The organism is Asticcacaulis sp. W401b, from assembly GCF_046503825.1.
Taxonomy (GTDB): Bacteria; Pseudomonadota; Alphaproteobacteria; order Caulobacterales; family Caulobacteraceae; genus Asticcacaulis.
This window is the reverse complement of sequence record NZ_JBKFEE010000029.1, coordinates 1-14314: the sequence shown is the minus strand read 5'-3', so window position 1 is coordinate 14314 and position 14314 is coordinate 1. Positions and strand designations below refer to the sequence as shown.

Sequence of the window (14314 nt, the reverse complement as noted above, 5' to 3'; positions counted from 1 at the left end):
TATCCTAAGCGGCATCGAGCTCGTGCATATGATCCGAAAGCGACAATTGGAGCTGATCGACAGCGGGACTCTCACCTTAGCCTATCAGTTCGATAGCCTTGCGGCGTAATTCACAATGTCAATGAACAATGGCTAACACATGCCAAGGTTTGCGACAAAACCCTATTACGTGCGTCAGTACCCAGAAGGTAACCCATGGCGAACTCCATTTACGGGCGCCCCTATGTGATGACTTCCAAGGGACCGTTGGTCGTGCCTTGCCCGCCCCACGACGTCCTTGCTCGCTTGGGCGACAAGTGGACCATCATGGTGGTATCGATCCTGTCGATCGCGCCGGACAACCGCCTGCGGTTTTCGGAGATCAAGCACAGTGTCGACGGGATTTCCCAACGGATGCTGACCCAAACCCTGCGTCATCTGGAGCGTGACGGCCTGTTGGTCCGGCACTATTTCCCCGAAGTGCCGCCACGCGTGGAGTATGAGCTCACCCCCTTGGGCAAGGACATGCTGCCCGCCCTCGAAGGCTTTACCCTGTGGATCAGGCGAAACTGGCCCAAGATCATCGACGCGCGAAAAATGTTCGACGCCGAAGAGCGTGATATCGCTTAGGTCACTTCGTTACCCGCCATAGCGAGCGGCGGGACGTCGAAATGAAACGGGGAGGGCGTTGCGGCATCCTTAAGCGTGAACTGGTTCAGCTCCTTTAGAAACGCCGTGCGGGCGTCGTAGAGCATGTGCTTAAGATTGCAGCCGGCCGTGATGCGACAGGTGTTGGTCGCCTTATCGAAGCACTCGACGAGATCCATATCGGGTTCGAGCTGATTGACCAGATCGCCCAGGCACACGCTTAGTGCGCTGTCCGCCAGTCGAATACCACCTCCCTTGCCGCGGATGCTGATGATGTGGCCGAGCTGGGTCAGGCGCAGCGCCACCTTGACCAGGTGGTGTCGCGAGATTCCGAAGTGATCGGAGATTTCCTTGACGCTGGCCAGATGTCCCGGGCGCGCGGCCAGATGTCCCGGGCGCGCGGCCAGATACATCAAAATCCGTAGTCCGAAATCGGTGAAAGTGTTCAGCTTCATAATGTCGCACCTTGCCCGGACGGGTTGCCCGAAACCTTCTATTTATAATATGCATCAGAAATACATATTAAGGAAGGCCCTATGTCCACTGCCCCTCTATCTCCTGAGACGATCGCCATTGTCAAAGCCACGGCGCCTGTACTGAACGAGCACGGTGAAACGCTCACACGGCATTTCTATCAGCGGATGTTCCGCGAAAACCCCGAAGTCCTGCCGCTTTTCAATCCGTCCAACCAGCACAGCGGCGGACAGCAAAAAGCGCTGGCGGGGGCGATCTGTGCCTACGCCGCCAACATCGACAATCTGGAGGTGCTGGGCGGCGCGGTTGAACTGATCGCGCAGAAGCACGCGTCTCTACTGATCGCGCCAGAACACTACCCGATCGTCGGGGCCAACCTGCTCGCTGCCATCCGGGAAGTGCTGGGCGAAGCCGCTACCGACGCGGTGATCGGCGCCTGGGCCGAAGCCTACGGCTTCCTCGCCGAAATTCTGATGGGGCGTGAGCGCCAAATCTATGAGGCGCAGGCCGCACAGGCGAATGGCTGGCACGGTTTCAAAGGGTTCACCGTCGCGCGCAAGGTCGAAGAAAGCGACACCGTTACCTCCTTCTATCTCGCACCCGCTGACGGATCGGCGGTACCTGACTTCAAGGCCGGGCAGTACATCACGATCCGGGCGCCCTATCAGGGCAGCACGACAATGCGCAATTACAGCCTGTCGGATAAGCCTGGTCGCGCGCATTTCCGCATCAGCGTCAAGCGCGAGGTAGGCCTGAATGCCCTGACGCCGGGTGGTCTGGTTTCAAACTGGCTGCATGACGCCGTCGAGGTCGGGCAGGTGGTCGAGATCGCGCCGCCGTGCGGCGAGTTCTATCTGGAGCCGGCGAGCCATCCGGAGCGCCCTCTGGTGCTCCTGGCCGCGGGCATCGGCATAACGCCTATTCTCAGCATGTTGGAACAGGCCATCGAGGTTACGCCCGACCGGGAGATCATCTTCCTGCACGCCAACCTGAACCGGGACACGCACGCTTTCCGAGCGCGGCTCGAAACCTTGATGACCGGTCATCCTAAATTGAAGGTGCACTTCCGCTACGACGACGCCGGCGATGCGTCCGACGCCCATATCAGCACGGGTCTGATCAATGCGGAGCTGATCGAATTCTTCGTGCCTAACCGCGACGCCGATTACTATTTCTGCGGACCGCATGGCTTTATGACGGCGATTTACCGCGATCTTCTGAAGTGGGGTATTCCCTCCGCCCAGGTTCATTTTGAGTTTTTCGGACCGAAACAGGGGCTTGACGCGGCGGCCTAACCCCTGAGCTTAGCTTGCGTCGGGGCGTGGATCGGCGCCCACTCCGGGGCGTCCTCTTCCCGATTTAACCAACTGACTTGCAACAGTAAACTCTGGAATGCCCGGGTCCCGATCGGCGCCGATCGAGACCCGAGCATTCCAAATATCTCATAGAAATCAGATAATTATCGAAATCACTGTGGTCCCACTTTGACGCCGATCTACAGCTTGAGGTGGTTCTCAGTGATCGGGATGTCTGCCCAGGCGTTAAACACCATCTCCATCACGTGCGCATAGCCCGCCACTTCCTGTTCATCGCGGCTGCTGAACTTGCGGACTTCAAGATTGGCAAGTAAGCGCTCTACCTCGCGGTCACTCAACCGGCTGCCCTCAATCCGCGTTGACGAACCGATGCTCTCTATCGTCGCTATATGGCGAAGCGCCCGCAGACGTTCCGGCGCCAGCGTCCCAAGTGCGCGCCATGCTCCCTTGAACTCGTCGATTTCCGACAAGAGAACGAGCATATCCGGGGTGGCCTGTAGGGTATCTGTGTTCAGCATACCGGATTACATACCGGAATATACCGGAATATCACCCGAAAACGTACCGGAATATACCGGAATGGAATAATTCCGTCTTGTAGAGGGGCATTAATGCCCCTCCGCTCAGGTGCCCCCTCCTATCCGATGGACACGGATACCCTTGGCCCGGGCCTTCTCTGCCAGGTTTTCCTGTATGCCACTGCCACCGTTTATAACGATGACGCCGATCGGCAGGACATCAAGCATTGCATCATTGCGCTTGAAGGGTGCAGACTTGCCGTTTTTGTTCCAGTCTGGCTTGAAGGCAACCTACCAACTATGTGAGCAGTAGGCTTGCGTATATTTTAAAATCGCGGATACGTTATTTTAATTTCGCGAGATAACAAATTGAATTTCGCGGGAATAGAATTTATATAAACGCGGGCACGAGAAGAGGTGAAATGTGACCATTACTTATCCGCGCTGGCAAGCTGCGTCGATCCGGACTGCGCTCACGGAGCGCAGGGTCATCCTGCTGGAAGGGCCAAGGCAGTGCGGAAAGACCACACTTGCCCGACAGATAGCCAGAGGGGGCGAAGGGACGATCTACCGCACGTTGGATGATCAGACTCTTCTCAATTCGGCCTTCGAAGATCCCCATGGCTTTGTCGCCCACGGCAATGAGTTGATGATCATTGACGAGGTCCAACGCGCTCCTCTGCTATTACCTGCCGTGAAGAAGGATGTCGACGAGAACGAAACGCCAGGCCGTTTTATCCTCACCGGCTCTGCAAATATCCAGTCACTACCCAAGGTGAATGAGTCCCTGGCCGGGCGGGTCCGAAAAGTGCGTCTCAGGCCGCTGAGCGAGGGCGAACTGGAAAATGCTCAGCCGCAATTCCTGTCAAGAATATTTGCCGGCGATGCAAAGTCCCTGCCGGCATCTACTTTGAACAAGGACGACTATCTCACCCGGGCCCTCCGCGGCGGCTTTCCTGAAGTCGTACGACTGGAGAGTGAGCGGCAGCGCCGCCTGTGGCACAAGGACTATCTGCAGGCGCTCATTGATCGCGACCTTCGGGATATTGCCAATATCCGCCGGCAGGATAGCCTGCTGAAGCTGATCGAGGCCTTGGCCGCCTGGTCATCGAAATACATGGATGTGTCAGCTATCGGCGCTTCGCTTGCGCTGACCCATGGGACACTCGAGTCCTACATCAACGCAGTCGAAACCTTGTACCTGGTCGATCGTGTCCGCCCCTGGACGAAGACCGACTATGCACGGATCGGCAAGAAAGATAAACTATTCATGGCGGATACGGGCCTGATGGCGTCCTGCATGGGGTGGTCTCTGGACAAGGTGCGGCTGAACGGCGAGTTGAACGGCAAACTGATAGAGACATTTGTCTACACCCAACTTGCAGCGCTGGTCGATGCGAGCTCGGGGGAGTACACACTCAGTCATTACCGCGACCGGGAAAAACGCGAAGTCGACTTCCTCATTGAGAACGACGATGCCATCGTCGGCGTCGAAGTCAAAGCCGGAACAAATATCGATGCGGACAGTTTCAAGCATCTGAAGTGGTTCAAGGCGAATATGGCTGGAGGGAAACCCTTCTACGGCATCGTGCTTTATTCCGGCGAGTACACTGTGCCTTTCGGCGATGGCTTGTGGGCAATCCCGACAAGCGCGCTTTGGTGCGCCCAATAAAAATTCTGGGAAATGAATTTTAAGTTGAGACAAGTGCGGGGAGGGGTGGACCCGCAATATTCGACATAGTCCTCAACTCGGGGCTTACAAGAAGCCTCTATCTTGAAAGCTAGGGGAAAAGGTGGCCAATGGCATTACTAACGTCAGGGGGAGATTTTTGAGCGGTTCGGCTCCGTATGCAGCATACCAACTCGCAGCACGCACGTTTTTCGCGTCTATGATGAGCAACGTTCCCCCAACCTGTTCTGAAGTTCGTAAGCATCTAAGGGCTGCGGCCGCTAGTAGCTGCCCACCCAGCCCTAACCCTGCGACGGAGAGGTCCGTCGCTATCCGTGCCAACTTGAAGCCCGCGATCTCGTGCCTCGCCAATCCTTTTGCGAGATGTGCGGGGACCTGATCGTGCGATACTGCGGACGGCGTTACCGTGTAGAAGCCGAGAATCCGTTGTGATTTAGCGTTCTCGATAGCGCAAAAGGTTTTCGACGCGTTTTGCTCATGACTCTGCCGAGCAAATCGCTGCAGAAATTCGTTCATCTGGGTGTCGCCACAGTTGAATGATTTTCGATCATGCGACTTGGCAATTGGTGCTTCGTGCCAGTCTGGGAGGATCATAGTGCGGACGGCAAAGCTGCAATAGCGGCCCGCAGTTTTGCATTTGGCTTAGGCGGGTTTTCGAGCAGCTCAAGAACCCGAGCGAAGTCCCGTCTAGAAAGGACGACGGCTTCAGCGGCTTCAATCACTGAATCTGCTTCTTTCAACGCTGTCTGCATGATGAAGTTGGTGAGGTCCGTATTTTGAATCGCCGCGGCCCGGATCAGCTTGGCTTTTGCTTCTGGCGACACCCTCAAGTGCATTCGCTTATTGTCATCAATGGCTACGCTTGGCATCGGAAGCTCCACACAAAGGCATTTTAACTCATTGTACATGTAGGCGGGAAAATGTCAAATTGTACGCCATGAATGCGCACGACGCATAATAGAAATTATGGGAAATATAATAAACTATATCACTATGTTACGAGATTTTTCCTAAAAAGTCATGGGCGGACGTCCGAACTATTGGCCGGGTGCGGAACCCTGTTGCGCAATGAGCAGGTTATGCAACAGGGTTGTGCATGTTGATAGGTTACGCACGCGTCTTTAAATCCGAGGTCCAGGACGCTGTCGAGCAGATCGACGCCCTGAACGCCGCCGGGTGTGAAAAAATCTTCAATGAAACCTCGACCGGTGGCCGTTGGGACCGCCCGCAGCTCAAGCAGATGTTCGACGAACTGCGCCCTGAAGACGTCGTTGTCGTCACGGCGCTGGATCGGATCGCGAGTTCACTCGGAGATCTGTTTGGTATTCTCGACAAAATCGACAACTGCGGGGCTTACTTCCGGTCACTGAAAGAAGGTACTGACACATCGGGGGATTCTGGTCGTAAGCTGATGCAAATGGTGCAGTCCATTGGCAACTTTGAACGCGCAAAGCTTCGCAGTCGAACAGCCGAGGGCCAGGAAGCCGCACGCGCCAGGGGCAATGGCGGAGGCCAGCCACCTAAGCTCTCCCCCGCCCAGCAGCGAGAGATATTGGACATGCTGAATGCCGGACGCTCGGCTGCCGACCTGGCTCGTTTGTTCCGCGTTCACAGAGCAACCATCAGCCGACTGGCCGCAAAAGCTCGACGCCGCGACAGCGTGGAACGCATCAATGTTCACTAACCGTTCTTCGAGTTGGCCAAAATCACACCGACGTTGTAATTGGGCCTATCCAAAACGGAAAAACCTACCGCCCGAGCGAACTCAAGATTGGATAACATCAAGGGGCAATGTCGATGTATATGGCTTATCGAGCGTTAATTATATTTACTAAGTTTAAAATAAATATTTAATCACATAATGGCGTTCTGTAATGGAGTGCTTGCCGTGTGGACGTTGCGCGTAAATGAAGCCAGTCTAAGTGATGAATTATCGCTTGAGATGCTTTCTAAGGCTCAGTTAATTCTTCTCTTCGGCACGAGGGATGTGTTTGAAGACAACGGCCCAACTACGTGAGGCGTATTGGCGCTGCATTTCTGGATATGACAGGTGCATCGGTCAGCTTAGCCGCACGCACCTTTTGCAATGACACATCCTTTACGGGCATTTCGGCCTCGGCCTTGATGAAACAGATGTGTTTGGCCTCTTCGACGCGGATGTCGGAGACGTGCAGCCCCTCGATGGGCGTCAGCTTGCGCACATAGGTCGGCAGCAGCGTGCGCCATTGGTAGAGCACGTCGGTTTCGACAGCCAGCACGCTGCCCTGTATCTTCGTGGCGCTGACATTGCGCATGTGGATGTTCTTCACATAGCCGCCGCGCCGCTCATTGGTCTTGACGTAGAGCAGGTTGTTGATCGGCACGGCCCAGCCGTCCTCGCCCTTGCCTGTGCCGACAAAGTGGCAGTTATCGACAAAGACGTTTTCGATCCCGCCGGATAGTTCGCTGCCGACGGCCATCAACTGGTGGCCATTCCTGATCTGGCAATTTCGCATGACGATATTTTTCGTCGGCGTATTCAGCCGCCAGGCGTCCATGTCGCGTCCCGACTTGACCGAGACGGCGTCATCGCCCTGATCGAAGACGCAGTCCTCGATCAGCACATTCTGGCTCATCTCCGGATCGACGCCGTCATTGTTGTGGCCGTGGGCGCGCACCTTGACGCGGCGGATGACCACATCGCGGCACAGCAGCGGGTGGATGGTCCAGAAGGGGCTGTCCTCGATCGAAATATCCTCGATCAGCACGTTACGGCAGCGGTTGAACTGTACGAAGTGCGGGCGCAGATGGTTTTCGCCAGCAACCATCTGACGTTCGGACACCGGTACATTCTTGTAGGCCATGTCGTAGAGGGCGACGAGGGCGTCCATGTGCGGCTTGGGGCGCTTGTACCAGATTTGCCAGATATCGAGCTTGGCCTTCAGTTTGCCTTCGCCGCTGAGGGCGACGTTTTCGCAATCGAAGGCGTAGACCAGCGGCGAGTAGTTGAAACACTCGATGCCTTCCCATGAGGTCTGGACCGGCGGCAGATAGTCTTCGGGCTTTTCCGAAAACAGCAGGGTCGCGCCCTTCGACAGGTGCAGATTGACGTGGCTTTTCAGGTGGATTTTCGCCGTGGGCCAGACACCTTCGGGGACGACCACCACGCCGGAGCCGGCCTGATGCGCGGCGTCTATGGCCTTGGCGATGGCGGCGGAGGTGGCCGTCTGATCGCCTTGGGACGCGCCGAAGTCGGTGATCGAGAAGCGTTTGGCTTTCGAATAATCCGGTACACGGATCGACGGCATGTCGAACGGCGCGCTGGCTGAGACCTGCGTGTGGCTCAGGCCGGACGCCGCGTGGGCGTAGGAGGTGAACAGGGGCACGGCGAAACCGGCATAGAGAACCGAGCGGCGGGAAGGGAGAATGCGGGTCAAGGTAACGTTCTCAAACAAATTAGTACAGAAACATCAGACGAAAAACGACGCCATCAAAAGGAAGAGGGACCCGCGAAACTTGCGCGGGTCCTAAGTTGCCTCATTGTGCGGGGAGCATCAAATGAGGAATTTCATAAATTAGTTCCGGTAGGTAACACCGACGGTGAACCGGCGACCGCCATAGCTGGCCGACCATTGATTGTCGCCGTCGGTGAATCCGCGGGTCCCCTCGAGGATGGTGGCCTGCTTGGTCAAGTTGCGACCCTCCCAATAGAGTTCAACGTTCTCGCTCACCTTATGGGTCACCTTCGCGTCCACGAAGGTGTAGGCGGCCGTGTAGTAGGGCTCACCCGGATTGTAGGGGGTGGCCACGGTATTACGCGGGTTCTGGTTCGGGAAAGCGCCGAGGCCGTCGATCGAATTGCCGCAACCAGAGACGCAGCGGAAGACGCGGTCACGGCTCTGGATCGCCAGACGGGCATTGGTGCGCCCGTCATCGAACCAAAGGGCAAGATTGGCGAAGTATTTTGACCGGTTCGGCGCGCCGAGGCTCTCGCCAGTAAGCGGATCGATATAGCCCGCTTGCCCCTTCACATCGTTTGTCGAGACGTTGAAGTCGGCCCCTGTATAGCGCAGGTGCCAAGGCAGGAAGGTAAAGGCCGTCTTAGACGAGAATTCCCAGCCGGACTGCGTGTTACCTGGCCCATTGCGATAGGTGGTGTAGCGGAAATCGAAGTCAGAGAACGACACCCCCGTCACCGGGTCGACATAGCCCGTACCCGCGAACAACGGGGTCGTCGTCGTGTAGGATTCCGGCGCGCCAATTTTCACCTTCTGCCGATAGTAGGCCAGTGAAATCGAGGTGTCCTTGTTCGGATACCATTCCAGCGAGGTGTTGTTTTTCGTCGCCGTGTACGGCTTCAGTTCCGGATTGCCGATCGTGCTCGAACAGGTCATGTCGAGGTCCTCGTCACCCAGATCGATGAGGTCTTCGGTGCGCTGATCGATCGTACAGGTCCCCGTTGGCCACAGGCGTCCGATCGGGGGCCGGGACACGGCTCGCGACCAGGAGTAGCGCAGCACGAGTTTGTCATCGAGCATACGAAGCGCCGCATTATAGCTCGGCAACCAATCGCGGGTTTGGCGTTGGAACGCCACCGGCTGACTGATAGTCGTCGTCGTCACGCGACCATTACCTTCGTTCTCATTCCAATCATTGTTTGGATTGCCGTCATCGGAAAAATTTTTGCGGATCGAGGCCAGAGACATATTGCCAGAGGCATTCACCGAAGACTCGACCATGCGGACGCCGAAGTTGCCGTCGATGCTCATCCCCCACGGTAGAGCCTGCTCGAACTCGACCATGTAGTAGGCCGCGGTGATTTCCTCAGTCGAGCGGCTGACAGGCTGATTGTAAAGGTTCCCGTCGCTGCCCGTGCAGACCTTCATACAATTGAAATTGTAGTTCAGGGCGCCCGCCATCTGTGCGTAAGCGGCATCGACGTCAATGGAATCCCAGAGCGACATGCCCTCCACCCCATCATAGCCCGGCATGAAGTCTCCGCGTAGAACCTCAACACTGTTTTCAAGAATGGAGATCAACTGAGCGCGCGTTACCGTTTCCGTGCCGTAGAGCGTATTGCGTCCGGTCCCCGGCGCGTAGCCATAAGCGCAGCTATTAATGGCCGTCGTAGTGGACAGGTTTTCGCACGCGCGAATGCTGCCACGCAGGGTGTTGGTCGGGACTTCGACGCCTGCCTTCGGGGTGAATCCGCCCCCGCCCCACCGGTCGGTATCCACCTTGCGGTAGCTAGCCCCGGTCTTGAACGACGTGAAGAATGGGATGTCCCGCATACGGTACGTGAGGTCAAACTTCGCTGCGTTCTCAACCCCCTCGGTCATAGCCGGCGTGAGCTGAATATTGATGCTGTTGGAATAGGACGGCATGCCGACCGCAGTTGCGGCGGCCATATTGACCGAGTTTGACATATTGTTGGTGTCAAACCCTTCAGGCAGTTGGATATCCCACAGACCGCTGTCCATCACCTCCATATGGCCGTTTCCATAGAAGGAGCCGCGCGACATCCGCCGGTCATAACGGCTATAGGACGATTCACTGCGATTGGCCTGGAAGGTCAGTTTGACGTCACCTTTTTTGTATTCGCCGCCCAGCAGCAGGTAGTTGTTCTTCCATATCTGTTCATTGCGGATGTTGTCGTAGGACAGGCGCCCATTGGTGAAATCCGCCGAGATCAAATGGTGGTTTTCATCGACGACGACGGTCGCTGGATCTACGTTTACCGCGATCCCATTCACAGGAAACGCCATCTGAACGTTCGATCCACCCAAGGTGCGATCGAGATTTCGTGCGCTTGTCGGGTAACCTAAATTGTACAGATAGTAGCCGCCGCCGGGTACGAGCAAAAGATTGTTGGTGCTGCCGTAAGGGATATTCGTGTTGTTGGTCAGCGATTGGGTAAGGAATTGGGCATCCGTTGTGGTGCTGATCCCACCTCGGGTGCGGTTGCGGCGAATATCGTCCTGCATCCGGTCGTTGACCTGATACTTGGCATAGATCGTCAGGTGGTCGCTCACTCGGTAGTCGAAGCGGACGTCCCATGCCAGACGATCCTCATATTGGGTGAGGTTCACGTCCCGCACGGACGCCGGGGAATAGTCATTCCATTGGTTCAGGCAGGCCACCTGGGAATTGATCTGGGTGGCCTGGACGAGTGCCCGGTCGGCATTGTTGGTGCCCGGGGCCATGGTGGCCAATTGGGCTTCCGAGTAGAGCGGAAAGGCTGCGACGCAGTCGGCTTTGGTCTTGGCGTTCGCTGCGCGCGTGACCACCTCGACGGGGGTTAAGGTCTGGAACCGGCCGGTGCCATTGGCCAGAGCAAAGTCACGAATGGGCCGGTTCGCCGCCTCGCCCGTTACGAGCGAGGGATCGTACTGGAAGGTCTTTCCCGGCGAATTGTCAAAGTCGAACGATCGGGCATAACCCTGCGCGTTGCTCGATCCCGAGCCATTGATCTGGTGGCTGTCATTAAGACGCTTCGTCGAGGTCAGGTTGAAGACCACGCCGAGCCGGTTGTCCAGAAACTTGCGCGAGGCCACCAGATTGATGTCGGGCGCCCATTTCTGACTTAACGAGTTGCGTGCCGCCGACACACGCATGGACAGGTATGGCTTTTTGAAATCCAGACCGGTGCGGGTCTGAATCTGGACAGTACCGCCGAGCCCGCCTTCCGTAAGGTCCGGCGTCTGGCCTTTGATGACATCGACGCTCTTGATCAGGTCGGCAGGCAGTTCGCGCATGTCCGCGCCACGGCCACCGCCATTCGCGCCGTCAATAGCCAGACCCGCGCCGGAACTGTTGACCGACATCCCGTCCATCTCGACACGCGTCAAATCGGCGTCATTGCCGCGGACATTGACCCCTTCGCCCTCTCCCGTTTCGTTTCGGGGCATTTGCATGCCCGGAATGCGCGACAAGGCTTCGGACAGGTTTCGATCAGGAAAGGAACCCACATCGTCAGCGACGATCGAGTCCACGGCGGTTTTCGCGTTACGCTTGCGATCGATCGCACGCTGCTGAGACGCGCGCGCACCGACGACAATCACCTCCTGAATATCCTCTGAAGTGACCATGGACACCGGTGTCACGGCGGGGCGCGAAAGTGCGGGCTCTTCAGAGGTGTTTAGGCCTTGCGTCGATGCCTTCACGACAAAGGTTTTTTCGTTGATCTGTTCCCACCTCAGCCCGGTGCCGACGAGCAGGCGTTTCAAGGTTTCGGAGGGCGTCAACTCGCCCTTGACGGCAGGTGCCTGAAGATTGGCCAGACGGGCGCGATCAAAGATGACCTCGGAGTTGGTTTGCCGTCCGAAGGCTTCGAGCGCGCCGACGACCGATTGCGCCGGTATATCAATGGAGGCCGTGGCCTGGGCAAACGCCGGGGCTGAGATAGCGGTTGATGCGGCGAGGCCCATTGCGAGCGCACGCACGCTGGTGCTGTTCAAGAATAACATGTCTTTCCCCCTGCCTGGTTTGTTTATGGCAGTGGACCCTCAGGAGTGGGGCCTCTGATTTGTAAGATGAATGAGGCAGGGGGACTCATTACCTGCGAAATGAAATTATTTCACGCTGACAAACTATTTTTCGGCGCTCGCCGTCACCTTCCATTGTAATTCAACGGTTCCAGCCGCAGTCTGCTCGGCTGAGACCGGATAAAAATGTGTGATGGCGGCGACAAAATTCTCCGGTCGCGTCGTATTGAAAACGCCGCTAATGCTCAGGTTTGCCACGCGATCGTCCGTGACCAGTATTTGCTGTTTGGAATACCGATTGATCTCGGCCACCGCGTCGCTCAGACGATCTTCACGGAAAATGAGTTGCCCGTCGCGCCAGCTTACCGCCCGTCCGACATCGGTGCTGTTCACTCGTGCGCGTTCGTCTCCACCCTCCACGCGTAGTTGCTGGCCCGCGACGACGTTCTCCGCTGCAAGCTGCGGTATCACCGTCTGCAACATGGTGCGTTGCATGGGTTCGACGCGTACCTTACCCTCCACCAGAACAACATCGACGCTTTTACCCTGGAGCCGCACGTTGAATGCCGTCCCGACAGCGGTCACGTGACGATCGCCCGCTGTAACCACAAAGGGCCAACTGGCGTTGTGGGCAACTTCGAACAGAGCCTCTCCACGTATCAGACGGATGTCGCGCCGTTCACGAGAGAAATTGACCTCAATTTCACTGTCTGTGTTCAGATGCACCATCGACCCGTCATCGAGACGAATGTGTTGCAAACCCCCAACCTCGGTGGCGTAGCGCTTTGCTCTAGAAACCGTTCGATTTGGGGCTGGTTCATTCGGAATGACATCCGCGGCAATCATCAGGAACGACAGCCCCAGTATAAATGCAGCGGCCACCGATGCTAATCGCCACCTCGAAACGGTCTTAGGTTGAGCGAACGCGGCCAGAGCCGCCTGTCTCAGATCTCGTACCGCCGGTTCGGCTGCAAAGCTCGCGAGTTCTTCGACAAGGACGCACACCCTTGCGTAGGCTTCCGCATTCTCCGCTACGTCAAGCCAAGCGATGAAACGGGCCTGATCGCGTGTGCTCAGGCTGCCGGTCGCTTGCCTGGCAAACCACCAGTCGGCAGCGTCGTCCGGCCGCGTCGGAATTGCGTGTTTATCAGTGGAATCTACCGCGCTCATTGCGACACGCTCTTCAAATGGGCTAGGGCTTTGACAATATGTTTTTCAACAGCGGAGACCGAAAGTCCAAGCTTTCGGGCTATCTGCGCACCCGAAATCTCTTCAAACCGGTTCAGGATGAAGATGTGGCGCGTTCGTTCCGGCAATTCGAGTAGTGCGCGCTGCAGGGCTTCGATCCTATCCTTACCCAGCAAAATGCGTTCGGGCGTATGGGCTTCTTCGCCACCGGCCAGTTCCCCCTGCAGGTCGATGATCTGTGCCGCACCCCGGTAGGTGTTTTGACGACCCCGTTCCTTCAGGAGATTGGACGCCGCATGGAACAAATAACCCTCCAGGTTGTCGACCGGCCCACGCTCCAGACGTTGAATCACTCGTAGGAAGACTTCCTGTGTCAGATCTTCGGCTTCGGACGGGGACGCGACGCGTCGTTGGAAATATGCTCGCACCGGCGCGCGAAATTGCCCCAAGGCATCAGGATTTCGGTCTGCGTTATCTCGATGTTCGGCCATCGTCCAACCGTCGCATAATTTGATTACTTCTATAAGATGAATGAGGAAGCGCCTTCATCACCAAGAAAGGCCATTTGGGTGTTAAAAATTTCTCCTAGTGGTGAACAGCCCTTTCCATAACTTGGCGGTCCGGCCGGAACTAACCGAACGTTCAAATCTGTAGCATAAGCAGACAAACCATGAACACGTCGGCTCCCGGGAGCGAATTCAGAGACCCAGCTTGCCGGTCGGCTCCGACGTTTTGAGCTTCGACCGTCGAACATAGCTTCTCATTGTCGAGAGGCTGCGGTGCCGCGTGTGGCCCATGATTTCTTCGTCGGACACGCCGTTGCGGTAGGCCGTCGTCACGAAACCCGCGCGGAGCCCATGAGGGCTGACGGGTTCGCTGATGGTCCCCTTAAGTCCAGCCTCGGCGGCTCGCCGCAGCAATATCTGCCGCACCGCGTCCTCGCTGAGGCGCCGAGCCTCGACGCGTCCAGCCTTGTTAACCTTTCGGTAAACGGGCCCGCAGCGGATCTCGGCCTTATCGGCCCAATGACCCCGTCGT

Annotated in this window: 12 protein-coding genes; 4 read left to right on the top strand and 8 right to left on the bottom strand. The window is 56.9% G+C overall.

The features are described 5' to 3' along the window. The first annotated feature begins 195 nt into the window (after positions 1–195). Complete coding sequence (locus tag ACK8OE_RS20355) at positions 196–609, top strand: winged helix-turn-helix transcriptional regulator (protein ID WP_410274146.1); 414 nt, start codon at positions 196–198, stop codon at positions 607–609. Here the strand turns inward: ACK8OE_RS20355 and ACK8OE_RS20350 are convergent. Next, positions 606–1082, bottom strand: a complete 477-nt coding sequence (locus ACK8OE_RS20350) for an Rrf2 family transcriptional regulator (protein ID WP_410274145.1) — start codon at positions 1080–1082, stop codon at positions 606–608. The genes ACK8OE_RS20355 and ACK8OE_RS20350 overlap by 4 nt on opposite strands. Before the next feature lie 81 nt (positions 1083–1163). Between ACK8OE_RS20350 and hmpA the strand changes: the two genes are divergently transcribed. After that, entirely contained in the window at positions 1164–2396 is a 1233-nt protein-coding gene (gene hmpA, locus ACK8OE_RS20345) for an NO-inducible flavohemoprotein (protein ID WP_410274144.1), read from the top strand. A gap of 200 nt (positions 2397–2596) precedes the next feature. Here the strand turns inward: hmpA and ACK8OE_RS20340 are convergent, their stop codons facing one another. Then, positions 2597–2935, bottom strand: a complete 339-nt coding sequence (locus ACK8OE_RS20340) for a Fic family protein (RefSeq protein WP_410274143.1) — start codon at positions 2933–2935, stop codon at positions 2597–2599. A 424-nt stretch (positions 2936–3359) separates the two neighbouring features. Here ACK8OE_RS20340 and ACK8OE_RS20335 point away from each other — a divergent pair, with 424 nt between their 5' ends. Then, positions 3360–4607 carry an ATP-binding protein gene (locus ACK8OE_RS20335; RefSeq protein WP_410274142.1) on the top strand — a complete coding sequence of 416 codons (1248 nt, stop codon included), beginning with the start codon at positions 3360–3362 and terminating at the stop codon, positions 4605–4607. A gap of 608 nt (positions 4608–5215) precedes the next feature. Here the strand turns inward: ACK8OE_RS20335 and ACK8OE_RS20330 are convergent. Next, entirely contained in the window at positions 5216–5494 is a 279-nt protein-coding gene (locus ACK8OE_RS20330; protein WP_409648420.1) for a DUF1778 domain-containing protein, read from the bottom strand. 227 nt (positions 5495–5721) lie between these two features. Here ACK8OE_RS20330 and ACK8OE_RS20325 point away from each other — a divergent pair, with 227 nt between their 5' ends. Beyond that, positions 5722–6309: a recombinase family protein gene (locus ACK8OE_RS20325; protein ID WP_410274141.1), complete on the top strand. Its 588-nt coding sequence runs from the start codon at positions 5722–5724 to the stop codon at positions 6307–6309. A gap of 325 nt (positions 6310–6634) precedes the next feature. On the opposite strand, the gene ACK8OE_RS20320 is transcribed toward ACK8OE_RS20325, so the two are convergent. The 5 genes from ACK8OE_RS20320 to ACK8OE_RS20300 form a co-directional block, all read right to left on the bottom strand. Beyond that, positions 6635–8041: a glycoside hydrolase family 28 protein gene (locus ACK8OE_RS20320; protein WP_410274140.1), complete on the bottom strand. Its 1407-nt coding sequence runs from the start codon at positions 8039–8041 to the stop codon at positions 6635–6637. A 138-nt stretch (positions 8042–8179) separates the two neighbouring features. After that, positions 8180–12070 (bottom strand): TonB-dependent receptor, encoded by a 3891-nt coding sequence (locus tag ACK8OE_RS20315; RefSeq protein WP_410274139.1) that lies wholly within the window; start codon positions 12068–12070, stop codon positions 8180–8182. A 123-nt stretch (positions 12071–12193) separates the two neighbouring features. Beyond that, entirely contained in the window at positions 12194–13258 is a 1065-nt protein-coding gene (locus ACK8OE_RS20310; protein WP_410274138.1) for a FecR family protein, read from the bottom strand. Further along, complete coding sequence (locus ACK8OE_RS20305; RefSeq protein ID WP_410274137.1) at positions 13255–13767, bottom strand: RNA polymerase sigma factor; 513 nt, start codon at positions 13765–13767, stop codon at positions 13255–13257. Before ACK8OE_RS20305 ends, ACK8OE_RS20310 begins: the two co-directional genes overlap by 4 nt. Positions 13768–13974: 207 nt before the next feature. Continuing rightward, positions 13975–14314, bottom strand: a 340-nt coding sequence (locus ACK8OE_RS20300; RefSeq protein ID WP_410274136.1) for a tyrosine-type recombinase/integrase, incomplete at its 5' end; no start/stop codon positions are given.

Bases quoted from the DNA above. Each gene is read 5' to 3' on its own strand.
- ACK8OE_RS20325 (WP_410274141.1), top strand. From the start codon at position 5,722: ATGTTGATAGGTTACGCACGCGTCTTTAAATCCGAGGTCCAGGACGCT.
- ACK8OE_RS20315 (WP_410274139.1), bottom strand. From the start codon at position 12,070: ATGTTATTCTTGAACAGCACCAGCGTGCGTGCGCTCGCAATGGGCCTC.
- ACK8OE_RS20340 (WP_410274143.1), bottom strand. From the start codon at position 2,935: ATGCTGAACACAGATACCCTACAGGCCACCCCGGATATGCTCGTTCTC.
- ACK8OE_RS20310 (WP_410274138.1), bottom strand. From the start codon at position 13,258: ATGAGCGCGGTAGATTCCACTGATAAACACGCAATTCCGACGCGGCCG.
- ACK8OE_RS20355 (WP_410274146.1), top strand. From the start codon at position 196: ATGGCGAACTCCATTTACGGGCGCCCCTATGTGATGACTTCCAAGGGA.
- ACK8OE_RS20350 (WP_410274145.1), bottom strand. From the start codon at position 1,082: ATGAAGCTGAACACTTTCACCGATTTCGGACTACGGATTTTGATGTAT.
- hmpA (WP_410274144.1), top strand. From the start codon at position 1,164: ATGTCCACTGCCCCTCTATCTCCTGAGACGATCGCCATTGTCAAAGCC.
- ACK8OE_RS20330 (WP_409648420.1), bottom strand. From the start codon at position 5,494: ATGCCAAGCGTAGCCATTGATGACAATAAGCGAATGCACTTGAGGGTG.
- ACK8OE_RS20305 (WP_410274137.1), bottom strand. From the start codon at position 13,767: ATGGCCGAACATCGAGATAACGCAGACCGAAATCCTGATGCCTTGGGG.